Origin of the sequence: Proteus sp. ZN5 (genome assembly GCF_011046025.1) — a bacterium.
Classification (GTDB): Bacteria; Pseudomonadota; Gammaproteobacteria; order Enterobacterales; family Enterobacteriaceae; genus Proteus.
This window is the reverse complement of the sequence record NZ_CP047639.1, coordinates 3,770,724-3,792,637: the sequence shown is the minus strand read 5'-3', so window position 1 is coordinate 3,792,637 and position 21,914 is coordinate 3,770,724. Positions and strand designations below refer to the sequence as shown.

The window sequence follows — 21,914 nt, the reverse complement described above, 5'->3', positions numbered from 1 at the left end:
GGGATCTAGTAGATAAATATGAAGATAACTAAACAATATTATATTAAAAATATGTGTTGGGGGTGGTTTATTGGTTTTTGTTTTTTATATCTTTCTTGGAATGATGAATTTAGATATAAAACTATTTATTTAATTATTAATATTTATGGAACTATATTCTTCCCTGTATCTAAATGGATAATTGAGATTTTCTTTCTAAGATTCACTACAAGAGAGTTTTGGAATAAGGGATTGTTTATGGATACACCAGGGAAAATGGGAGGGTTAGCGATATATCATGGCGTCATTTTTTTATTGACGATCCCAATTACAATTATTCATATTATAGTTGTATTGATAAGAGGCCACTTATTAAATAAGTAACCACTTATTTAATAGAATTAAATTCCTAAAAATTGGTTGGCTTTTTCAACTAAATCATCATTTATTAATGCACCAACACCAGCCATGATTAATCCATAGCCTAATATGCCTATAGGCCCTCCTAGGAGTACACTAAATGTAAACCCAGTAATTGCTGTACCCGCCATTCCTACGATAATCGTTTCTGTTTTGACAAAAAAAGGACGCCAATTATCGGTCTGTATTGCTTTATGTAATTCAGTAGCCCAATCTGCAAAGTTAATAGCGTAACTCGTGTAGGCCATACCTTTACTAAATTTTTTTAATTTTTGAGTTATATCATCGAGTTTGATCGATTCCAATGCGGTTGCAATAGCTTTACGATCTTTGGCATTAATTTTTCTATTGATATCCGCTTTGTATTTTTCGTAAGCTTTTAGCGCATCATCAACGTTACGGATGGTTTTTCCTCTGGTTTGTTGTGCTAAAGATTCCGCTAATTTCCTTGCTTTATCACCATAAGCATTAAACACTTCTTTATAAAAATCAGCAGTAAACTTTATTGAATCATGCAACAGCTTAAATTCATCGTTTGTTTGTTCTTTTTTATTTGCTTGTTGAGCTAGAATATCAGCAATTTGGAAATTGCGATGTGTAAACGTCATATTATTATGGAAATCTTGGCATGCGGATTTAAAATCTTGTTCTCTAATATATTTTTGCATCTCAGGAAAATTATTTATATTGTCTGCGCCTTTATCTGCATATAAGGCATGTAAGGCTAATCGTACTGAGGGTAGCCAGCGGGAATATTCCCCAAATTTTTCACCTATATTTTGTAACATAGGGTCTGGATGAGGACTAAAATGAATATCAAAGAGAAAACCATTTATATAGTTCATTTTTTGGTAAAACATTCTACTTAGATTCAGATCTGCTTCGAATATATGACCTATATTTTCATTATTTAATGGAATATTGTTTTCTTTCATATTCAATAATAGTAATGGAGAGCTTTCATTAAACTCGTTTGATCTGTGCATTAAAGCACGGCCATAAGGTCGCATTCTTAATGCTTTTTTTAATGCTAATTCGGTTTTTTGTTTTAAGTAAGATTTACATTCATTTTTAAATGCTGGGCAATTTTTCTTTCCACAAACTGGGCATTCTTGGTTTTTATTCTGCATAAAAGCATTGCAAATAATATTTGTAGCTTGATTAAATGAAAAATTATTATTAAAAGCATACTCTGGAATATAAGCACTATGTGGCGTTACAGTTAATGAACTAAATTGAATTACATTTTCACTCATTTTATTAATCCTTTGATAAAAATGACGTATTTATATGGTGTTTAAGAGTGGATTTATAGCGAGGAGTATATTTGTAAATAACAAATTCATAGTTCAATTTAAAATGTCATTATTCTTTCAAAAAAGTTATTTTTAAGATCTTGAGCTTGAAATGATAAGATGCCGAGACAACTGTTCTCGGCATTTTTTTATCTAAAAATGTGTTAAACAGGATAAAGCTAACTCTTATTTAAAAGGCTATGTGATGTCAGAAAATCGTGAAATCTTTCGTTTATTAGAAATTATGGCGCAGCTACGTGATCCTAATACTGGATGTGAATGGGATAAAGTGCAGACTTTTGACACTATCGCACCTTATACCTTAGAAGAAACGTATGAGGTGTTAGATGCTATTACTCGTAAAGATTTTGCTGATTTAAAAGAAGAGTTAGGCGATTTGCTTTATCAAGTTGTTTTTTATTCAAGAATGGCGCAAGAGCAAAAGTTATTTGATTTTAATGATGTTTGTGAAGCCATTAGTAATAAGCTAGAACGTCGTCATCCTCATATTTTTGCCTCCGAAAGCGAAAACAATTTATCATCAGAAAAACACCGCTGGGAAAAACTTAAAGCGCAAGAGCGTGAGGCTAAAGCACAATTTTCATTATTAGATGATATTCCCGCCACATTACCCGCTTTGATGAAAGCAGAAAAAATTCAGAAACGATGTGCTTCTGTCGGATTTGATTGGAATGAACTTGAACCTGTTTTAGGTAAAGTGTTTGAGGAAATTGATGAAGTGATGGCTGAAGTGAAAAAAACACCTCAAGATGCGTCTAAAATTGAAGATGAATTGGGTGATTTATTATTTTCAGTTGTAAATTTATCTCGGCATTTAAAACAAAAACCAGAACAAGCATTAAATCGAGCATGCCGTAAATTTGAACAACGCTTTCGCTTTGTTGAAAAAACGCTCTCGGAAGATGGCATAGGCATAGAAAATGCTTCATTGGAAGAGATGGAGATCTGTTGGCAGAAAGCAAAGAAACAACAGATTGAGTGAATTGTGACACGCAAATTAACGCCAGCGTGACATAAAATGCGATAAAAATAGTCTATAACATCTCGCTTTTTCAGCCATTTTTATAAAAAAATTTAAAAAGCGAAATTATAAAAGGTAATTTCGTTTTTTTGTTTTTGGGTAATTTTAAATATTGCCGTTACATTTCATTGCATTGAAAACGTGATTAACCTCAAAAAAATTAAAAGCATGATCATAAGCAAAAGATCTCGCTATAAACCTGCTACACTTAATATCGTGAAAAAAATAAAGCATCTCTTTTCTAAAAGTGGTATCTTAGCTGAAAGGATTAAGCTAAAATGCTTGAGAAATATTTTCACGGGTTTAGTTTATTGAATTTTTACTGTTTTTTCGTGTTTAAACGGATAAGTGGCGTGATGAAAAAGAACTTTATACTACTAAGAATGTTTGTAGCGAAAATAAGGTTCGGGTATACTGTGTTCCCGTCCAGTTATATCCATCATCCTAATACACCTAAACTTTCAGGTTCAGCATGAAAACGAATTATATTTTTGTGACCGGCGGGGTCGTATCCTCTCTGGGTAAAGGCATTGCCGCAGCCTCTCTGGCGGCTATACTCGAAGCCCGTGGACTCAATGTCACCATGATGAAGTTGGATCCGTATATCAACGTCGATCCAGGTACTATGAGCCCAATTCAGCACGGGGAAGTCTTCGTCACTGACGATGGTGCTGAAACTGATCTCGACTTAGGACACTATGAGCGCTTTATTCGCACGAAAATGACTCGTCGTAATAACTTCACGACAGGTCGCGTATACTCTGAAGTATTACGCAAAGAGCGCCGTGGTGACTATCTTGGGGCTACAATTCAAGTTATTCCTCATATCACTAATGAAATCAAAGAACGCATCATTCGTGGCGGTGAAGGCCATGATGTCGTTTTAGTTGAAGTCGGCGGGACGGTTGGTGATATCGAATCTTTACCATTTTTAGAAGCAATTCGCCAAATGGCAGCAGAAGTGGGCCGTGAGCACACATTCTACCTGCATTTAACATTGGTGCCTTATTTAGCTGCTTCTGGTGAAGTAAAAACCAAACCAACTCAGCATTCTGTGAAAGAATTGCTGTCAATCGGTATCCAGCCTGATGCATTGATTTGCCGTTCAGACCGCGTTATTCCTGCAAACGAACGTGCCAAAATTGCACTGTTCTGTAATGTGCCAGAGAAAGCGGTTATTTCATTAAAAGACGTCGATTCCATTTATAAAATCCCTGCACTATTGAAATCACAGGGATTAGATGATTATATCTGTAAACGATTCAGCTTAGATTGCCCTGTTGCAAATCTTGCAGAGTGGGAACAAGTTATTTACGAAGAAGCTAATCCTGAAGGCGAAGTCACCATTGGTATGGTTGGTAAATATGTTGAATTACCAGATGCCTATAAATCAGTGATTGAAGCATTAAAACATGGTGGTTTCAAAAGCCGTGTTACTGTAAATATCAAATTAATTGATTCACAAGATGTTGAAACCCGTGGCGTAGAAATGCTTAAAGGGTTAGATGCAATCTTAGTACCAGGTGGTTTTGGTGAACGTGGTGTTGAGGGCAAGATTATGGCTGCTCAATATGCGCGTGAAAATAAAATCCCTTACTTAGGCATTTGCTTAGGTATGCAGGTTGCTATGATTGAGTTTGCGCGTAATGTCGTTGGCATGGAAGGTGCAAACTCCACTGAATTTGCTCCAGATTGCAAATATCCAGTTATCGCATTAATTACTGAATGGCGCGATGAAAATGGCAACATTGAAGTGCGTTCAGATGAAAGTGATTTAGGTGGCACGATGCGCCTTGGTGCTCAGCCTTGCCATTTAAGTGGTGATAGCTTAGTTCGTTCACTGTATGGCAAAAATACCATTACAGAGCGCCATCGTCACCGTTATGAAGTAAATAATCTACTATTAAAACGTATCGAAGATGCGGGTTTACGTATTGCTGGTCGTTCAGTAGATAATAAACTGGTGGAAATTATTGAAAATCCAAACCATCCTTGGTTTGTTGCTTGTCAGTTCCACCCAGAGTTTACCTCAACGCCGCGTGACGGCCATCCGTTATTTGCAGGCTTTGTGAAAGCAGCCTTTGATAACCAAAAAGGCCTGCTGAAATAGGATATATGAGAAGGGATAGGGTATCTCTTCTCGGAAATTTAACTTGTACAGAGGAAAACCGAATGTCCAAAATCGTTAAAGTACTTGGTCGTGAAATTATTGATTCTCGTGGCAACCCAACAGTTGAAGCAGAAGTTCACTTAGAAGGTGGTTTTGTTGGTATGGCGGCTGCTCCATCAGGTGCATCAACAGGTTCTCGCGAAGCTTTAGAATTACGTGATGGTGATAAATCACGTTTCTTAGGTAAAGGTGTTCTGAAAGCTGTTTCAGCTGTTAATGGTCCAATCGCTAAAGCGATCCTTGGCCAGGATGCAAAAGACCAAGCTAACATCGATAAAATCATGATCGATTTAGACGGTACTGAAAACAAATCAAACTTTGGTGCAAACGCAATCCTAGCGGTTTCTTTAGCAAACGCAAAAGCTGCTGCTGCTGCGAAAGGTATGCCTTTGTATGAGCACATTTCTGATCTGAACGGTACTCACGGTCAATATTCTATGCCTCTGCCAATGATGAACATCATCAATGGTGGTGAGCACGCAGATAACAACGTTGATATCCAAGAATTCATGATCCAACCAGTTGGTGCACCTTCTCTGAAAGAAGCAGTGCGTATGGGTTCAGAAATCTTCCATCACTTAGCAAAAGTGCTGAAAGCAAAAGGTATGAACACTGCAGTTGGTGACGAAGGTGGTTATGCACCAAACTTAGAATCTAACGCTGCTGCATTAGCTGCTATCAAAGAAGCTGTTGAGAAAGCAGGTTACGTTTTAGGTAAAGACGTTACTCTGGCTATGGACTGTGCAGCATCTGAGTTCTACAACAATGAAACGGGTAACTACGAACTGAAAGGCGAAGGCAAAACCTTCACTTCACAAGAGTTCACTCATTACTTAGAAGAACTGACTAAACAATACCCAATCGTTTCTATCGAAGATGGTTTAAACGAATCTGACTGGGATGGTTTCGCATACCAAACTAAAGTTCTTGGTGACAAAATCCAACTGGTTGGTGACGACCTGTTTGTAACTAACACCAAGATCCTGAAAGAAGGTATCGACAAAGGTATCGCTAACTCAATTCTGATCAAATTCAACCAAATCGGTTCACTGACAGAAACTTTAGCAGCAATCAAAATGGCGAAAGATGCAGGCTACACAGCTGTTATCTCTCACCGTTCTGGTGAAACTGAAGATGCAACTATCGCTGACTTAGCAGTTGGTACAGCAGCAGGCCAAATCAAAACAGGTTCTATGAGCCGTTCTGACCGTGTTGCTAAATATAACCAACTGATCCGTATCGAAGAAGCATTAGGTAATAAAGCGCCTTTCAACGGTCTGAAAGAAGTTAAAGGCCAAGCATAATCTTGCACCTTTGATTAAAAAATCTTATTAATCTGAAAGGGGAGAACCTTAAGTTCTCCTCTTTTTTTTAATTTTTTTTTAGAAAAAACAGAATATTTATTCTTAACATCTTTGAAAAAGTGTGATGTGTAAGAGGAAATAGTGTTCAATTATTACTCTTTTATTAATAAATTGGTTAATTCTCGTGGATGAGATCCCAAATATGGCTTTTGCGCATTTTCAATGACGAAAAATGTTTTTATATTTCACATATAACCTATTTCGTTAACAATTATGGCTTAGTGAACCTAATGTTCATATCAGCTAATGTGGAGTATTATCATGGACGCGTCCAATTTAGCCCCATCGGCGAAGTCAAGCCCGATAAACAAACGAGGGTTAATCATTCTGGCTATTGATGTAGTGTTATTACTACTTCTGCTAGAATTTTTACCTTATGATCCAAAGGCCAATGCCGGTTTAGCATTAATGGTGTTTGTGGGGGTATTATGGCTGACCGAAGCTATTCACGTTACGATCACTGCATTATTTATTCCTATCTTAGCCGTTGTTCTTGGGCTAATGAATACCAATGAGTCATTAAAATCATTTGCGAATCCCATCATTTTCTTATTCTTCGGTGGCTTTGCATTAGCGACAGCGCTTCATATTCAAGGGCTAGATCGCTTAATTGCTAACCGCTTGCTGATGATTGCAAAAGGTAAACTTTCAATTGCTGTATTGTTGTTATTTGGTGTTACTGCATTACTCTCAATGTGGATCAGTAACACAGCAACAGCGGCGATGATGTTACCTTTAGTGTTAGGTATTTTATCTAACTTAGATATTCGTTCAGAACGTAATACCTTTGTATTCGTATTATTAGGTGTTGCTTATAGTGCAAGTATCGGTGGTTTAGGTACGTTAGTCGGTAGTCCGCCAAATGCGATTGCTGCTGCTCAATTAAACTTAGATTTCATTACGTGGATGAAGTACGGTGTCCCAATCATGCTGGTATTATTACCTATCATGTTTATCGTGATGTATCTGATGCTACGTCCTAACTTAAAACATAAGTTTGATCTGAAATTAGAAGTATTAGAGTGGAATAACAAACGTGTTATTACCATGATCATCTTCTTAATTACTGTCGTATGCTGGATCTTCAGCTCTTTTATCAGCAGTGCTTTTGGTGGTGTAAAAGATTTGGATACCGTTATTGCGGTCAGTGCTGCAATTGTTATCGGTGTTACAGGCGTAGCCAGTTGGAGCCAAATCCAAGAGAACACAGAGTGGGGAGTATTAATGCTGTTTGGTGGTGGTTTAACACTAAGCGCAATTTTACAATCATCTGGTGCAAGTTTGGTTATGGCTGACTTTATGAAAGATACCTTTGGTAATAGCCACTGGTTCGTGATTATCCTTGCAGTAACAACCTTTATCATCGTATTAACTGAATTTACCAGTAACACAGCGAGTGCGGCATTATTAGTACCAATCTTTGCAACGGTTGCACAAGCATTAGGTATGCCAGTAATGGCGTTAACTATGATTATCGGTATCGGTGCATCTTGTGCGTTCATGCTACCTGTTGCAACCCCACCAAATGCGATTGTCTTTGGTTCTGGTTACATCAAACAGACAGAGATGGTACGTGTTGGTGGTGTACTGAACTTAGTGTGTATCTTAGTTATCTCTCTGTTTGCTTGGTTCTTCTGGCTATAAGTTAGTATGCAAAATTAACCAAATAGAGATAAAAACGAAGCGCTTGATAGTTAAATATCAGGCGCTTTTTTTATTATGGGCTTTAGCCAGTTTAAGTCGCGTCAGCGTCTTAAATATAAAACCACCCGCTATGCGGGTGGGTATTAAAGGTTATACCAAGAAAAACACCTTTCCGTTACGATATAGATGTTCAAGCTAATATTCGTAACTTAAATAAGGAAAGGTGTTTATGGGCATTAAAGCACAAAGCTCAGCACATACAAAGTGGCTGTGTAAATACCATATCGTCTTTTCGCCGAAATATAGACGGAAAGTGATTTTTAATAAAATTCGTTCAAGTATAGGTGAAATCCTTCGAGACCTTTGTAAATATAAAGGTGTGGAAATAATCGAAGGGCATCTTATGCCAGATCATGTTCATATGTTAGTGAGTATTCCACCGAAGATATGCGTATCAAGTTTCATGGGATATTTGAAAGGTAAAAGTTCGTTGATGATCTTTGATAGACATGCCAATCTCAAATATAAATTTGGCAACAGAAAGTTTTGGGCGGAAGGGTTCTATGTCACAACAGTTGGACTCAATGAAGCCACAATTCAAAAGTATATCAGAGAGCAAGAAAAGTCGGATTTAATCTCGGATAAATTGAGCAGTAAAGAATATGAAAACCCCTTCAAGGGGTAAGCCAAAGTAGCAAAGACACTTAGCTTGAACGAAGAGAAAGCAGCGTCATTTAGGCGCAGTCGGTAACAAGCCCTTATAGGGCAAGAGCAAACCACCCGTTTTACGGGTGGTTATGATTGTCTATTATTTGGAATGATAAAAGGAACTGCATTTACACGAAATAAAATAGAAGCAATGGAAGAAAGGGATGAATGAAAAGAATGAAAAGATGCGATTTTCTTGAGAAGGATCACTCATAGAGAAGAAAGAAAAAAGCCATCTCTATTTATCACCTCTAAGGTATTAAATATATTGATGGCTTTGAAGAAACTAAAGTGCAGAAAACTATTTTATATACAGTGTTAATTGAGTACCCGGTTTTAACATTTTAATGTCAGAGTTCCAGCTCATTAACTGTTTTAGGTTAATGCCATGGCGACGGGCAATACTGTAATAAGAATCACCTTGGCGTACTTTATAGTAGCTCGGTGAAGGTTTTGTTGGTTTCGTTGCTGTGGTGCTACTGACACTACCTGCATTATGAATTTTTAATGTCTGACCAACCAGCAATGTGCTCTTTGCATTTAACCCATTAATACGCTGTAAGTCTTTTATACTCATATTATAGCGACGAGCAATAGCGTAAAACGAATCCCCTGAACGAACCTTATAAACGCCTTCTTGCTTAATAGATTGATTCGTTTTGGCGACAGCCAAGCGAATAGTTTCTAATACAGCTTCATCTTCGAAAGCGTTACGGAATTGGTCAAGCTTATTGCGAGGTAACATAATGACATGAGGGCCATTAGGTGCCGTTATTCCACGTTTATAGCCGGGGTTATAGTCTTTCACGGTATTAATAGGTAACTGACTTAATTCAGCGACTTTATTTAACGTGATTTGCTCACCGACATCAAATGAGGCTAATGCTTTATCGCGATAGTTGCTTTTTGGAAAAGTAATATCTTGTTCGTTTTCACGAATAACCTTACTTAAAGCGAGAATTTTCGGCACGTAATTCATCGTTTCTTTAGGTAAAGAAAGTGACCAATAGTCTGTTGGTAAGTTTTTATTCTCATTTGCCTTTATTGCTTGCATAACACGGCCTTCACCAGCGTTATAAGCAGCAAGGGCAAGTGCCCAATCACTATCAAACATCACATATAAGCGCTCAAGTAAATCAAGAGCCGCTTTAGTTGATGCCATGACATCACGACGACCGTCATACCATTGATTTTGTGCTAAGCCATAGTAATTGCCGGTTATTGGTACAAATTGCCATAAACCTGCTGCATTGGCAGAAGAGGTAACATGGGGATTAAACGCACTTTCAACGACAGGAACAAGTGCAAGTTCCATCGGTAATTCACGTTTTTCAATTTCATCAATAATCGAATACATATAAGGCTCAGCACGAGCAGCAACGCTCTGTATATGTTTGGGATTATTTAAAAAATATAATTCTTGCTGCGAGATCCTTTCATTTTCAGGGAGGTCCATTTTTAATTCACTTACCACATAACCCCACAAATTGGTTTTTACATCATATTGAGGTTGGTGAGAAGTTGAAGTCCCTTTCGTTGATGTTGGTGTGATCGCAGACAAATTAGGTTTAATGTTCTCAGATTGCTGGCAGCCCGCCAATAGCAATATGGAGAACAAAATCGCTTTTGTCTTCATAATAGAAAAATTCATCCTGTGTGTTTTTTGAACCAAATGATACTTAGTGTGCCAAAATAAAACAACCAATAGGAATTAAAAGTTGTCTTTTAACTCTCTTAATTTTGTAAATGTCTTAATTGGAGCATAAGTATTAGTGGTTATACCTAAAATCCTTTGCAAATCAATATCGTCAGATTTCAAAAAAAGATTAATATTCTTTTCGTTTTTCAGTGTTATTGGCACAGTAGGTTGCAAATTTTTACGCATTTCACTAACTTGGGCTAAATAATCGGTAATAAGTGCATTTTCTGGCATGATATGATGTGCAAAGGTCATATTTGATAGAGTGTATTCATGAGCACAACAAATTAATGTGTTATCTGGTAAAGCGCTCAATCTTTGTAATGAACTGAACATTTGTTGTGCAGTACCTTCGAATAAACGACCGCAACCACCAGAAAAAAGAGTATCACCACAAAATAAATAAGGCTCACAATAATAAGCAACATGACCCAATGTATGGCCAGGTGTGCCAATTACATTAAAAGTAAAAGAGCTAACAATGATGCGCTCTTGATTATGAATAATATTTTCAGCTCCTTTACTTTGTGTTTCTTGTGGGCCAAAAACGTCGATGTTAGGATATTTTTTTACCAATTCAGCAACTCCACCAACATGATCATCATGATGATGGGTTAATAAAACCGCGATAGGAGTTAGTGAGCGTTGTGAGAGCATTTCAATAACAGGTTTGGCTTGTGACGGGTCCACAATCACACATTCACTATTTTCATTACTTAATAGCCAAATGTAGTTATCGGATAAAGCAGGAATTCTGATAAGCTCCATATAAGTTACCTTACTTATAAAATATAAAGGGTTAAACGATGAAAGCAGCGCGTTCAGTAAAGCCAATTACAATGCCAGATTCTTGGCGTGATATTCCTTGGGGGGAATATTATCGCATGGCGATTGAATTGCGTTTACAAAACTGGTGGCCGAAAATGTATGGCTTTCATTTGCTGAAACTCGGTCAACTCAGTGCCGAACTGGATACCAAATTAAGTATCGTTTCACATCAAGTTAATGTGACATCGAATGCAATAAATGCGGATGTTATCGCGTCTTTAGATTATCTACCCTTTGAAAATAAATCGGTTGATGTTTGCCTTATGGCTCATGTGCTTGATTATAGTGCAGATCCCCATTGGCTACTAAGAGAAGCTGATCGTGTTTTAATTGATGATGGCTGGATAGTATTAACGAGCTTCAACCCTATTAGTTTATTAGGACTGGGTAAATGCACGCCTATTTTGCGACAAAAACAGCCTTATTCAAGTCGTATGTTTTCACTTCGTCGACAAATTGATTGGCTTAGTGTGCTAAATTACGAAGTGATGACACAACAGAACTTCCAGATTATGCCATTTTCAAGACCAATAAAACGTGATGGTAGCCGCTATCACACCGGAGGCTGTTTAAATTTAATTATAGCTCGCAAAAGAACGCTTCCTTTAACACCCACCGCGTTGAAATTTGCATTGCCTCGCATGAGTGTAAAAGGTCGAGTTTTAGGGGCTACACGTAATCACTCAGAGCCATAAAACATTACTCGTTAGTTGTTTTATCTTTCTGACTTTCAATATAGCCAGTGTCTTCTTGTGTCGGTGATTGAGCCGCCGTTTTTGCTAATTCATCACAACGTTCATTTTCATCATGACCTGCATGGCCTTTTACCCAATGCCATTCAATTTCATGACGAGTAATAGCACTATCTAAGCGTTTCCATAAATCGACATTAAGCACAGGGCTTTTGTCTGCTTTACGCCACTGACGCTTTTTCCAGCTATGGATCCATTGTGTAATACCCTGTCTGACATATTGGCTATCTGTTGTCAGTGTAATTTTACAAGGGAATTTTAATGTTTCTAATGCTACGATAGCGGCAAGAAGTTCCATTCGGTTATTGGTGGTCATAAAAAAACCTTCACTTAGGGTTTTTTCATGTTGTTGATAGCGTAAAATAGCGCCATAACCACCGGGGCCTGGGTTGCCTAAGCATGAACCATCGGTGAATATTTCTACCTGCTTGTGCATAAAGGCGACTTATCCTTTTTGATTAATACGAAAAACTAACCCTAAGTCTGACATAAAAACGGATTATGAGCACTCCAATCACACGACAAATTGTACTTGATACCGAAACCACCGGTATGAATAAGCTGGGCGTTCATTATGAAGGTCATAATATCATTGAAATTGGTGCTGTAGAGGTTATCAATCGTCGATTAACAGGGCGAAATTTCCATGTGTATATTAAGCCTGAAAGATTAGTTGATCCTGAAGCATTTGAAGTTCACGGGATTAGTGATGAGTTTTTAGAGGATTGTCCTTCTTTTGCTGATATTGCTGACGAGTTTTTAGAATATATTCGTGGCGCAGAGCTGATCATTCATAACGCATCGTTTGATATCGGCTTTATGGACTATGAGTTTAGAAAGCTTAATCGCGATATTCCGCCTACTGAAACGTTCTGCCAAATTACTGATAGCCTTGCAATGGCGAGGGCATTATTCCCCGGTAAGCGAAATAACCTTGATGCCTTATGTGATAGATACTTAATAGATAACTCTAAACGTACTCTTCACGGCGCGTTACTGGATGCGGAAATACTTTCTGATGTTTACTTGGCGATGACTGGTGGACAAACAGCACTAGCATTTTCAATGGATGGCGAATCAAGTAACGAACAAGAGCAAAATGATATTCAGCGTATCGAACGCCCAGCTTTAGGATTAAGAGTAATAAGAGCAACTGCAGAAGAACTTGCTGAGCATGAGTCTCGATTAGACTTAGTTGAGAAGAAAGGTGGACATTGTTTATGGCGTCCTGCATCAAATGATGAGGAAGTTTGAATATAAAAAAAGCATAATTGTTTAGTTGAGATTAAAAACTATCCAAATGCATCTTTTTGTTAGAAAAACAGTTGACGACAAGGCAAGAGATTCGTAATATTCACCTCGTCCGAAAGGATACGCGGAGCGGTAGTTCAGTTGGTTAGAATACCTGCCTGTCACGCAGGGGGTCGCGGGTTCGAGTCCCGTCCGTTCCGCCAACATTCCAAACCCCAGCATTTATGCTGGGGTTTTTGCGTTTTATAGCCTCAAAAATTTTATCTTCTCTTATTTCTCTAAGCCACTATTTCTTGCTTTCAATATTTGATATTACTACCTTAGAATTTATTAATGATATTAATGCTATGTGTAAAGGTATTTCGCAGGGTAATCAATATGGAAAATAGAGTACATTTATGGATTGGCAGTAATTTTTCTTCTGAAGAAGAGTATACGTATTATTTTGAGTTAGATTACTCTGAGGAAGATGGGATTGATTCACCTAATTATAGAGTATGTGGATTCTGCAAAGATCTGGGAATAGTGTGGTATGACGAAGATTTTATTGGTGTTATTCCTCGCTTTGATAACAATGTTACGCTTGATGAAATTTTGGTAGATGCTGCTGTTGATGAAAGTGAAATATCGTTCATTAAAGCTAAATGTGAAGAGCTAGGAATTAAAAGTGCCAATGCTATATTTTGGTATCAAGATCCTGAACTTGTTATCAAAAATAGCGATAATCAAACCTATAATAATTTACATTATGTGGGTGAATATAATGGTGATTAACTGGTTTAAAAATACCCTTAGGCTGGGCCGATCATGCTATTAACTCTTGATGAAATTACAAAAGCGTTAGAAGATAAATTTTCTCCTTTAGGCGAAGATTTTAATGATTTAGTGCTTTTAAAAAGAACGACACCATTTACTGATTTAAATTTTCTAGAACAGACTCTAACACTCTCCCTTCCTGATGATTTTACCTCTTTTATCTCTCTCTATAATTTAGATAATTTCTCACTATTTAATATCAGTTTTGGCTGTGGTGAAGATTATCTTGAAAGACTTTTCATGCTAAATAGCCCCAATGAGTTTGCTCAGTGGTGGATTGGTGATAAACGACCTGAAAACGTCATTGTTATTGCACTGTCAGATCCTTATACCATTTTATTAAATACTCAAACAGGGAATGTTTTTGCAATGACGAGTGAGTCATCTATGGATAGTTTTGAACATATTGCAGCGAATTTTTTTGCTTTTTTTAGTGCAGTTGCCACACTATTTTTAACGAATATTTCGCCAGATAGAATTATTAAATTAACATCATCTCAAACAACCTCATTTTGGCATCAATTAAAACCTGAATAAGATGAAAAATATAAAGAAAAAAGAGCTAGTTTATGATGGTTTTGAAGATGATTTTTATCAGTTAAATCATCTTATTCAATGCCCTTATTATGATGAAGATATGTTAGTTAGCGTAACGCAATTAAGAGACTTAAACAGCCTAGATAAAGATGTAAAACAGCAGGTAATAAATAAGGTTAAAGGAATGACTTTAAATTTAGGAATGCACTATAACTATGATGGATTATCGATAATGTATGATATCCAAAAATCAAAAAAAGAGAAGGTACAGTTGCTTGGTTTATTTGCTATTGGTGAAAGGCAACCAGCACGGTATCAAATCATAGTCTTAGGGATATTTAGGATTAATTTATGAACACGGAATTTTATTTACGTTTAAGTATGCTATCTAAAACGCTCGACCATTTTTATTATCAAGAATTTGAAACTGAACAAGCCGAATACAGTAAAAATAAAGAAATAAAACAAGCCATTGTTCAGTTTATCCTTGAAATGAAAAAACATAGTGAACATGCATTAATTGATGAGGCTCTAAATCTTATATTTCATAACACTGGTTGTCATATTGATTGCGAAATTTTAGATGAAATCATGCTTCCTGTTATTGAACAAAATATTATTACGCCAGAATTGATTGATAAAAACCTGAGAGAAAATTCACCTATGGGGCGTTGGTTTTAATACGAAGAAAAATAATGAAAAAAGATACACTTATTATTAATGAAATATACAAAGAGTTATTTGAAGATAACCTAAAACAGTACAGTGAAAGATTAAATAGGCAAGATCCAGAAAGTTATCATGAAGGTGCTTTCTCTCAAGTGAATAAGATTTTTGTTAATTTATCAGAAAAAGAAAAGCAATCAGTGATTGATATGATGAAAATCGTGATGGCAGATACAGCATCAACAATATTCGGGATGCTAGACGGTACTCATTTCGTTAATCATATCGATGAAGATTTTCAGCTTATTTATGATAACGAAGAAATTCAAGGCGATCTTCAAGATCATTTTTTAGCGTTAGTGGAAGATAATAATAGTTAAATTAAAATTTATTCTGGCAAGGATCCAATTACTATAAAGGATATTACGCATTAAAATGAAAAAAATAGAAATTTACTCTGAAATGTTATGGTGGTCATTATCCCATATTCGAAATGTTCAAACACACAGTTTTATCCGTAAAGGAAAAAACAAATCCTGTGGTTTTGAAGCTGAATTACTACATAATGTTGTTGGTACTTTACCTACGGAAGAGATGACTAATAACGATATCCACTTTCTTAATGTACAGGCCAAGTATTACTTAGATAATGCTAGTGAAAGAATTTGTGATAATTATAATGTGCATAAGAAAAATATTAAGCGCTTATTTGAGATTGTACCTGAGCATTTAAAAGACCAACTAAAATGGGATGGGCCAGAATAAGAATGAAATATTTTGCTAGAGTTGTTGCCCTCAATCCTTATGTGGAAGAAGAGGTTACACTCTCTTTTGGTGAATATGAAATTTGTTGTTTTATTAATGAGCCCAAAGTATTTGTGATAGGGGAAGTCTATTTAGTCGAGCTAGTATTAATGTTTTTTGATGATATAGAGATTAAACAATCAAATGATCACGTTATGTCATTGACTCAAATTGGAAATTCTTTTGCTTATCAATTAAATGGTAAATTGCTTGATAATAAGTTTATTGTCACTAATTTAGTTTTTGAAGATGATCTATTTTATCAATATTCACATATTGTAAATCAGTATGTTATGTTGAAATCAGACAGAATTAACGTCGAAATAATTGAGTCTATTAGCCATGAGCTTTTTTAACGAAATCCAACGAAAAATTAGCATTACACCTTTCTTTTCTAATATGGGGAAGGTGAGCGTTGATGATAATAAAATTATCTATTTTCAAAGTATCCAGGCTTGTTTTGAATCGTCTTTAAATGTCGAATGGTTACCAACTTCTCCCACGCAAGATGACCCTTTCTATATAAAGCAAGAATACCCCAAAGATTTGGTTGAGATGCGATTAGTCGTCAGTAAGGCTGTGATAGAGAGTCTAAAAGCGTTTCCTGTACCAGATAGTCAATTTCAATACGATGCACATAACTTTAAAATTGCAGCAAGAAATGCGATATGTTACGCATTTAGGCAGTATCTTACTGAAAAATACTTCAATTATGGTGACAACTGGGAAAGGATCATTCAGATTTACTACCAAGGTCATTTTCCGATAGGTTTTTATAAAAAGAAATTAGTGGTGATTTAACTGCTAGCTATTTAAAAAGAGTTTTCAGTTAGAGTGGCAACTAGAATTAAATTTGTTTTTATCCTTTTTTATTAATATTAAAAAGTAACATTTACGTTACGCTGATTTTCCCTTTTAGTTATATATGATGTAAATAAGATTTTTATTACTGAATCAGTGAATTATCTGCTTTTTATCTTTTTTAAGCTCTTATAATTCTACGTCCTTGTAACAAGTTCAGTCAGTAATTAGGCTATAATTAAAACAAATACGGTATTTGTTTGATTTGATGGATAATTCAGCAATGAAATTTTATCTTGATTAGTCATATCAAGCTAAGGTTTAATAGCACGCTTCTCAATTGCGCAAATCATTGTCTTTTTTGCTTTTTGTTGCGCAACGATGCGGTGGTGTAATGTTATTTTCCGCTTTTATCGTAAAAAATGCCGTGCAAATCAAAGAATTATTGCTTTATGCTAATTACGATAGCCACCTTTGTGGATTTTTTATATTGCGGTTTTTTGCCCGCATTGAGAGAATCAGCTATCTAGATGCTTTTTATCCGACTTGGAGTAGAAAATGACCACTCGTAAAACCCTTGCTAATGCGATCCGTTTTTTAAGTATGGATGCTGTGCAAAAAGCTAAATCAGGACACCCTGGCGCCCCTATGGGTATGGCTGATATTGCAGAAGTATTATGGCGTGATTTTTTAAATCATAACCCAACTAACCCTAACTGGGCTGATCGTGACCGTTTCGTTTTATCTAATGGTCATGCTTCAATGCTGATTTACAGCTTACTGCACCTGTCTGGTTATGATCTTTCTTTAGATGATCTGAAAAACTTCCGTCAATTGCATTCTAAAACACCTGGTCACCCAGAATATGGTTATACCGCTGGTGTTGAAACAACAACAGGTCCTTTAGGTCAAGGTATTGCAAACGCAGTGGGTTTTGCAATTGCAGAACGTACATTAGCGGCTCAATTTAACCGTCCTGGTCATGACATCGTTGATCACTACACCTACGCCTTTATGGGTGATGGTTGTATGATGGAAGGTATCTCTCATGAAGTGTGTTCTTTAGCGGGAACATTACAGTTAGGTAAACTGATTGCATTTTATGATGACAATGGCATCTCTATTGATGGTCAAGTGCATGGTTGGTTTACTGATAACACTGCAGAACGTTTCGACGCTTATGGCTGGCATGTAATTAGTGGCATTGATGGTCACGATGCAGCAAGCATTAAAGCAGCCGTTGAAGCAGCAAAACAAATCACAGACAAACCTTCACTGTTGATTTGTAAAACTACTATCGGTTTTGGTTCTCCTCATAAAGCAGGTACTGCTGATTCCCACGGCTCTCCATTAGGTGATGCAGAAATCGCTGAAACACGTAAAGCGTTAGGTTGGGAATACGGCGCGTTCGAAATTCCACAAGAAATCTATAAAGAGTGGGATGCAAAAGAAGCGGGTAAAGCAAAAGAAGCTGCATGGGATGCTAAATTTGCTGCATACGCAGCACAGTTCCCTGAATTAGCGGCTGAATTTAAACGTCGTATTTCTGGTGAACTACCAGCAAACTGGGAAAAAGATTCCAAAGCATTTATTGAAAATCTGCAACAAAATCCTTCAAGCATTGCAAGCCGTAAAGCATCTCAAAATGCATTAGAAGCATTCGGTAAAGTATTACCAGAATTCATGGGTGGTTCTGCGGACTTAGCACCAAGTAACTTGACTATGTGGTCTGGTTCTAAAGCGCTAAATGAAGACAAAGCGGGTAACTACATCCATTACGGTGTACGTGAATTCGGTATGTCTGCAATCATGAACGGTATTGCATTACATGGCGGTTTTGTTCCTTACGGCGCTACCTTCCTGATGTTTATGGAATATGCACGTAATGCTGTACGTATGGCTGCACTGATGAAGATCCGCAGTATCTTTGTTTATACTCATGACTCTATCGGTCTGGGTGAAGATGGCCCAACTCACCAACCTGTTGAGCAAATGGCAAGCCTACGTGTAACTCCAAACGTGAGCACATGGCGTCCATGTGACCAAGTTGAATCAGCTGTTGCATGGAAATATGCAATTGATCGTAAAGATGGTCCAACAGCTCTGATCTTCTCTCGTCAAAATCTTGCACAGCAACCACGTACTCCAGAGCAACTGGCAAACATCGAGAAGGGTGGTTACATCCTGAAAGATTGCGCTGGTACTCCAGAATTAATCTTTATTGCAACAGGCTCTGAAGTTGAATTAGCGGTTAGCGCTTATGAACAACTGACAGCGGAAGGCCGTAAAGTACGTGTTGTTTCTATGCCAGCAACAGATGCATTTGATAAACAAGATGCAGATTACCGTGAAGCAGTATTACCAGCTTCAGTAAAAGCTCGTGTTGCTATCGAAGCAGGTATTGCTGACTACTGGTTCAAGTATGTTGGTTTAGATGGTGCGATTGTAGGTATGCGTAGCTTCGGTGAATCTGCACCGGCAAACGAACTATTTGAAGAGTTTGGTTTTACTGTTGAAAATGTGGTTACACAGGCAAAATCTTTACTTAAATAATCAATAAATGTTAACAAGAGCACATTTTTGGGAATAATTTCTCAGATGTGCTCTTTTTTTATCCTTCCATCTTTGTTTACTATTGCGATCTTCTCTCATTTCTCGTAATCTGATTATCAGTAAGCTGAACCGTTTCAGTTAATCCTAAAATGTCGGTGACTGCACAATTTCTAGATTTACTTGATTTATCGTTGTTGATTAGTATCTTGCTCTATTATTCTAAGCGGTTGCAAATCACAAGTTATCAAGGGAGTCACATGACAATCAGAGTCGCTATTAACGGTTTTGGTCGTATAGGGCGTAATGTGTTAAGGGCGCTTTATGAATCAGGTAAACGAGCTGAAATAACGGTTGTTGCAATAAATGAATTGGCTGATGCGCAAGGTATTGGGCATCTTCTCAAGTATGACTCTAGTCACGGACGTTTTGCTTGGGATGTACGAATTAATAATGATTTATTGCAAGTGGGTGATGATTCTATTCGTCTATTTCATCACGCCGATATTACTGATTTACCTTGGGGTGAACTTGGTATCGATGTTGTACTTGATTGTAGTGGTGCTTATGGCTCCCGTGCTGATGGTGAAGCACATATTGCACAAGGCGCAAAAAAAGTACTTTTTTCTCATCCCGGTACAACTGATTTAGATGCAACAGTCGTTTTTGGTGTCAATCAACACGAACTAAAAAAAGAGCACCGAATTGTTTCAAACGCATCTTGTACAACGAATTGTATTATCCCCATTATTAAAATGATGGATGATGCGTTTAATATAGAATCAGGAACAGTAACAACAATCCATGCAGCCATGAACGATCAACCCGTGATTGATGCATACCATAAGGATTTACGCCGCACCCGTGCAGCAGGACAATCTATCATTCCTGTTGATACGAAGTTGGCAGCAGGAATTACTCGAATTTTCCCTAAATTTAAGGATCATTTTGAGGCAATTTCTGTACGAGTTCCTACAATTAATGTGACGGCAATTGATTTAAGTGTCACTGTAAAAACTGCTGTAAATGTGTTAGATGTCAATCGGTTAATTCAAAAATCAGCAACTGGCGCATTTCGTGGTATAGTGGATTACACAGAATTGCCATTAGTCTCAACTGATTTTAACCACGACCCTCATAGTGCAATTGTTGATGGCACACAAACAAGAGTCAGTGGGCAACACCTGCTCAAGACTTTAGTCTGGTGTGATAATGAATGGGGCTTTGCTAACAGAATGCTTGATACAACGTTAGCAATGGCTGCAACTGGTTTTAAATAATCATGTTTTAATGACGGTGTCGCGTAATAATACGACGCACTGAACAGAAGATTACTAAATTTTAGAGAATCAATGAGAGGATTCATCATGTCTGTAATTAAGATGACCGATTTAGACCTAGCGGGTAAACGAGTTCTTATCCGTGCTGACCTGAACGTTCCAGTTAAAGATGGTAAAGTGACTTCAGATGCGCGTATCCGTGCTTCTTTACCAACAATTGAAGCCGCGTTAAAACAAGGCGCTAAAGTGATGGTAACTTCTCACTTAGGTCGTCCTACTGAAGGTGAGTACAACGAAGAGTTCTCTTTAAAACCAGTTGTTGACTATCTGAAAGACAAATTAACTGCACCAGTTAGTCTTGCTAAAGACTATTTAAATGGTGTTGAAGTCAATGCAGGTGAATTAGTTGTTCTTGAAAACGTTCGTTTTAACAAAGGCGAAAAGAAAGACGACGAAACTCTGTCTAAACAATACGCTGCATTATGTGATGTATTCGTAATGGATGCATTCGGTACTGCTCATCGTGCTCAAGCGTCAACGCATGGCGTTGCTAAATTTGCACAAGTTGCTTGTGCGGGCCCACTGTTATCAGCAGAGCTTGAAGCATTAGGTAAAGCATTAGATAAACCAGCTCGCCCAATGGTTGCGATTGTTGGTGGTTCTAAAGTTTCAACTAAACTGACTGTATTAGATTCTTTATCAAAAATTGCTGACCAATTAATCGTTGGTGGTGGTATCGCAAATACCTTTATCGCAGCAGAAGGTCATCCAGTAGGTCGCTCTTTATATGAAGCAGACCTTGTTGATGATGCTAAAAAGCTGATGGAAAAATGTGATATTCCAGTACCAAGTGATGTTCGCGTTGCGACTGAGTTCTCTGAAACTGCAGATGCTGTTTTAAAATCAGCAAGTGACATCAAAGATGATGAACAAGTACTGGATATCGGTGATGTAACTGCTGAGCGTTTAGCAGAAATCCTGAAAAATGCGAAAACTATCCTGTGGAATGGTCCAGTAGGTGTATTCGAATTCCCTAACTTCCGCAAAGGTACAGAAATCATTGCTAATGCAATCGCAGATAGTGAAGCATTCTCTATCGCGGGTGGTGGTGATACGCTGGCTGCTATTGATTTATTTGATATCGCAGACAAAATCTCTTACATTTCAACCGGTGGTGGTGCTTTCTTAGAATTCGTTGAAGGCAAAAAACTTCCTGCTGTTGCAATGTTAGAAGAACGCGCTAAACAGTAATTAAGTCAGCTCATACAGGTAGAAAGCTCTTTTCTACCTGTTCCAAATATAGGATCT

The 21,914-nt window shown here is 37.3% G+C and carries 23 protein-coding genes and 1 tRNA gene; 20 read left to right on the top strand and 4 right to left on the bottom strand.

Translation table 11 applies throughout. The features are described 5' to 3' along the window. The first annotated feature begins 18 nt into the window (after positions 1–18). Positions 19–363, top strand: coding sequence for a colicin E1 family microcin immunity protein (locus tag GTK47_RS17545; RefSeq protein ID WP_109393322.1), 345 nt, complete (start codon positions 19–21; stop codon positions 361–363). 17 nt (positions 364–380) lie between these two features. Here the strand turns inward: GTK47_RS17545 and GTK47_RS17540 are convergent, their stop codons facing one another. Beyond that, the gene (locus tag GTK47_RS17540; protein ID WP_241256044.1) at positions 381–1,655 is read right to left on the bottom strand and encodes a colicin-like pore-forming protein; all 1,275 of its coding nucleotides are present in this window, start codon (positions 1,653–1,655) and stop codon (positions 381–383) included. A gap of 244 nt (positions 1,656–1,899) precedes the next feature. Here GTK47_RS17540 and mazG point away from each other — a divergent pair, with 244 nt between their 5' ends. From mazG to tnpA, 5 genes are all read left to right on the top strand, one after another. Beyond that, positions 1,900–2,697, top strand: coding sequence for a nucleoside triphosphate pyrophosphohydrolase (gene mazG, locus GTK47_RS17535; RefSeq protein WP_165125609.1), 798 nt, complete (start codon positions 1,900–1,902; stop codon positions 2,695–2,697). A gap of 511 nt (positions 2,698–3,208) precedes the next feature. Continuing rightward, positions 3,209–4,846, top strand: coding sequence for a CTP synthase (glutamine hydrolyzing) (gene pyrG / locus GTK47_RS17525; RefSeq protein WP_165125606.1), 1,638 nt, complete (start codon positions 3,209–3,211; stop codon positions 4,844–4,846). A 62-nt stretch (positions 4,847–4,908) separates the two neighbouring features. Continuing rightward, complete coding sequence (gene eno, locus GTK47_RS17520) at positions 4,909–6,210, top strand: phosphopyruvate hydratase (protein ID WP_072070732.1); 1,302 nt, start codon at positions 4,909–4,911, stop codon at positions 6,208–6,210. Between the two features lie 321 nt (positions 6,211–6,531). After that, entirely contained in the window at positions 6,532–7,914 is a 1,383-nt protein-coding gene (locus tag GTK47_RS17515; RefSeq protein ID WP_109393326.1) for a DASS family sodium-coupled anion symporter, read from the top strand. A 229-nt stretch (positions 7,915–8,143) separates the two neighbouring features. Next, positions 8,144–8,599: an IS200/IS605 family transposase gene (gene tnpA, locus GTK47_RS17510; RefSeq protein ID WP_165121832.1), complete on the top strand. Its 456-nt coding sequence runs from the start codon at positions 8,144–8,146 to the stop codon at positions 8,597–8,599. A 324-nt stretch (positions 8,600–8,923) separates the two neighbouring features. Here the strand turns inward: tnpA and mltD are convergent, their stop codons facing one another. Beyond that, positions 8,924–10,258: a murein transglycosylase D gene (gene mltD / locus GTK47_RS17505; protein WP_165125603.1), complete on the bottom strand. Its 1,335-nt coding sequence runs from the start codon at positions 10,256–10,258 to the stop codon at positions 8,924–8,926. A 75-nt stretch (positions 10,259–10,333) separates the two neighbouring features. After that, positions 10,334–11,089, bottom strand: coding sequence for a hydroxyacylglutathione hydrolase (gene gloB, locus GTK47_RS17500; protein WP_165125600.1), 756 nt, complete (start codon positions 11,087–11,089; stop codon positions 10,334–10,336). Positions 11,090–11,127: 38 nt separating this feature from the next. Between gloB and GTK47_RS17495 the strand changes: the two genes are divergently transcribed. Then, entirely contained in the window at positions 11,128–11,844 is a 717-nt protein-coding gene (locus GTK47_RS17495) for a methyltransferase domain-containing protein (RefSeq protein ID WP_165125597.1), read from the top strand. A gap of 4 nt (positions 11,845–11,848) precedes the next feature. On the opposite strand, the gene rnhA is transcribed toward GTK47_RS17495, so the two are convergent. Next, complete coding sequence (gene rnhA / locus GTK47_RS17490; RefSeq protein WP_165125594.1) at positions 11,849–12,337, bottom strand: ribonuclease HI; 489 nt, start codon at positions 12,335–12,337, stop codon at positions 11,849–11,851. A 65-nt stretch (positions 12,338–12,402) separates the two neighbouring features. Between rnhA and dnaQ the strand changes: the two genes are divergently transcribed. The 13 genes from dnaQ to pgk all read left to right on the top strand — a co-directional run bounded on the left by dnaQ (position 12,403) and on the right by pgk (position 21,857). Then, a complete protein-coding gene (dnaQ, locus tag GTK47_RS17485; RefSeq protein ID WP_165125591.1) occupies positions 12,403–13,155 on the top strand; it encodes a DNA polymerase III subunit epsilon in 753 nt (250 codons plus the stop codon). A 123-nt stretch (positions 13,156–13,278) separates the two neighbouring features. After that, a tRNA-Asp gene (locus tag GTK47_RS17480) sits at positions 13,279–13,355 on the top strand. Between the two features lie 175 nt (positions 13,356–13,530). Beyond that, positions 13,531–13,926, top strand: coding sequence for an immunity 22 family protein (locus tag GTK47_RS17475; RefSeq protein ID WP_165125588.1), 396 nt, complete (start codon positions 13,531–13,533; stop codon positions 13,924–13,926). Between the two features lie 33 nt (positions 13,927–13,959). After that, positions 13,960–14,505: an SMI1/KNR4 family protein gene (locus GTK47_RS17470; RefSeq protein WP_165125585.1), complete on the top strand. Its 546-nt coding sequence runs from the start codon at positions 13,960–13,962 to the stop codon at positions 14,503–14,505. 1 nt (position 14,506) lies between these two features. Then, positions 14,507–14,860, top strand: a complete 354-nt coding sequence (locus GTK47_RS17465; RefSeq protein WP_165125582.1) for a hypothetical protein — start codon at positions 14,507–14,509, stop codon at positions 14,858–14,860. Then, the gene (locus GTK47_RS17460; protein ID WP_165125579.1) at positions 14,857–15,186 is read left to right on the top strand and encodes a hypothetical protein; all 330 of its coding nucleotides are present in this window, start codon (positions 14,857–14,859) and stop codon (positions 15,184–15,186) included. The genes GTK47_RS17465 and GTK47_RS17460 overlap by 4 nt, the downstream gene beginning before the upstream one ends. Before the next feature lie 14 nt (positions 15,187–15,200). After that, entirely contained in the window at positions 15,201–15,551 is a 351-nt protein-coding gene (locus tag GTK47_RS17455) for a hypothetical protein (protein ID WP_165125576.1), read from the top strand. 55 nt (positions 15,552–15,606) lie between these two features. Beyond that, positions 15,607–15,936, top strand: coding sequence for a hypothetical protein (locus tag GTK47_RS17450; RefSeq protein WP_109407884.1), 330 nt, complete (start codon positions 15,607–15,609; stop codon positions 15,934–15,936). Beyond that, complete coding sequence (locus GTK47_RS17445) at positions 15,918–16,331, top strand: hypothetical protein (RefSeq protein WP_241256043.1); 414 nt, start codon at positions 15,918–15,920, stop codon at positions 16,329–16,331. Before GTK47_RS17450 ends, GTK47_RS17445 begins: the two co-directional genes overlap by 19 nt. Beyond that, on the top strand, positions 16,318–16,776 hold the full coding sequence (locus tag GTK47_RS17440) for a hypothetical protein (RefSeq protein WP_165125570.1): 459 nt from the start codon (positions 16,318–16,320) through the stop codon (positions 16,774–16,776). The genes GTK47_RS17445 and GTK47_RS17440 overlap by 14 nt, the downstream gene beginning before the upstream one ends. A gap of 558 nt (positions 16,777–17,334) precedes the next feature. After that, positions 17,335–19,329 carry a transketolase gene (tkt, locus tag GTK47_RS17435; protein WP_165125567.1) on the top strand — a complete coding sequence of 665 codons (1,995 nt, stop codon included), beginning with the start codon at positions 17,335–17,337 and terminating at the stop codon, positions 19,327–19,329. Positions 19,330–19,586: 257 nt separating this feature from the next. After that, positions 19,587–20,606 carry an erythrose-4-phosphate dehydrogenase gene (gene epd, locus GTK47_RS17430; RefSeq protein ID WP_165125564.1) on the top strand — a complete coding sequence of 340 codons (1,020 nt, stop codon included), beginning with the start codon at positions 19,587–19,589 and terminating at the stop codon, positions 20,604–20,606. A gap of 87 nt (positions 20,607–20,693) precedes the next feature. Then, positions 20,694–21,857, top strand: a complete 1,164-nt coding sequence (gene pgk / locus GTK47_RS17425) for a phosphoglycerate kinase (RefSeq protein ID WP_100159332.1) — start codon at positions 20,694–20,696, stop codon at positions 21,855–21,857. Positions 21,858–21,914: the final 57 nt, after the last annotated feature.

Excerpts from the sequence above, each read along its gene's own strand:
- GTK47_RS17545 (WP_109393322.1), top strand. The coding sequence starts at position 19 with ATGAAGATAACTAAACAATATTATATTAAAAATATGTGTTGGGGGTGG.
- GTK47_RS17540 (WP_241256044.1), bottom strand. The coding sequence starts at position 1,655 with ATGAGTGAAAATGTAATTCAATTTAGTTCATTAACTGTAACGCCACAT.
- mazG (WP_165125609.1), top strand. The coding sequence starts at position 1,900 with ATGTCAGAAAATCGTGAAATCTTTCGTTTATTAGAAATTATGGCGCAG.
- pyrG (WP_165125606.1), top strand. The coding sequence starts at position 3,209 with ATGAAAACGAATTATATTTTTGTGACCGGCGGGGTCGTATCCTCTCTG.
- eno (WP_072070732.1), top strand. The coding sequence starts at position 4,909 with ATGTCCAAAATCGTTAAAGTACTTGGTCGTGAAATTATTGATTCTCGT.
- GTK47_RS17515 (WP_109393326.1), top strand. The coding sequence starts at position 6,532 with ATGGACGCGTCCAATTTAGCCCCATCGGCGAAGTCAAGCCCGATAAAC.
- tnpA (WP_165121832.1), top strand. The coding sequence starts at position 8,144 with ATGGGCATTAAAGCACAAAGCTCAGCACATACAAAGTGGCTGTGTAAA.
- mltD (WP_165125603.1), bottom strand. The coding sequence starts at position 10,258 with ATGAAGACAAAAGCGATTTTGTTCTCCATATTGCTATTGGCGGGCTGC.
- gloB (WP_165125600.1), bottom strand. The coding sequence starts at position 11,089 with ATGGAGCTTATCAGAATTCCTGCTTTATCCGATAACTACATTTGGCTA.
- GTK47_RS17495 (WP_165125597.1), top strand. The coding sequence starts at position 11,128 with ATGAAAGCAGCGCGTTCAGTAAAGCCAATTACAATGCCAGATTCTTGG.
- rnhA (WP_165125594.1), bottom strand. The coding sequence starts at position 12,337 with ATGCACAAGCAGGTAGAAATATTCACCGATGGTTCATGCTTAGGCAAC.
- dnaQ (WP_165125591.1), top strand. The coding sequence starts at position 12,403 with ATGAGCACTCCAATCACACGACAAATTGTACTTGATACCGAAACCACC.
- GTK47_RS17475 (WP_165125588.1), top strand. The coding sequence starts at position 13,531 with ATGGAAAATAGAGTACATTTATGGATTGGCAGTAATTTTTCTTCTGAA.
- GTK47_RS17470 (WP_165125585.1), top strand. The coding sequence starts at position 13,960 with ATGCTATTAACTCTTGATGAAATTACAAAAGCGTTAGAAGATAAATTT.
- GTK47_RS17465 (WP_165125582.1), top strand. The coding sequence starts at position 14,507 with ATGAAAAATATAAAGAAAAAAGAGCTAGTTTATGATGGTTTTGAAGAT.
- GTK47_RS17460 (WP_165125579.1), top strand. The coding sequence starts at position 14,857 with ATGAACACGGAATTTTATTTACGTTTAAGTATGCTATCTAAAACGCTC.
- GTK47_RS17455 (WP_165125576.1), top strand. The coding sequence starts at position 15,201 with ATGAAAAAAGATACACTTATTATTAATGAAATATACAAAGAGTTATTT.
- GTK47_RS17450 (WP_109407884.1), top strand. The coding sequence starts at position 15,607 with ATGAAAAAAATAGAAATTTACTCTGAAATGTTATGGTGGTCATTATCC.
- GTK47_RS17445 (WP_241256043.1), top strand. The coding sequence starts at position 15,918 with ATGGGATGGGCCAGAATAAGAATGAAATATTTTGCTAGAGTTGTTGCC.
- GTK47_RS17440 (WP_165125570.1), top strand. The coding sequence starts at position 16,318 with ATGAGCTTTTTTAACGAAATCCAACGAAAAATTAGCATTACACCTTTC.
- tkt (WP_165125567.1), top strand. The coding sequence starts at position 17,335 with ATGACCACTCGTAAAACCCTTGCTAATGCGATCCGTTTTTTAAGTATG.
- epd (WP_165125564.1), top strand. The coding sequence starts at position 19,587 with ATGACAATCAGAGTCGCTATTAACGGTTTTGGTCGTATAGGGCGTAAT.
- pgk (WP_100159332.1), top strand. The coding sequence starts at position 20,694 with ATGTCTGTAATTAAGATGACCGATTTAGACCTAGCGGGTAAACGAGTT.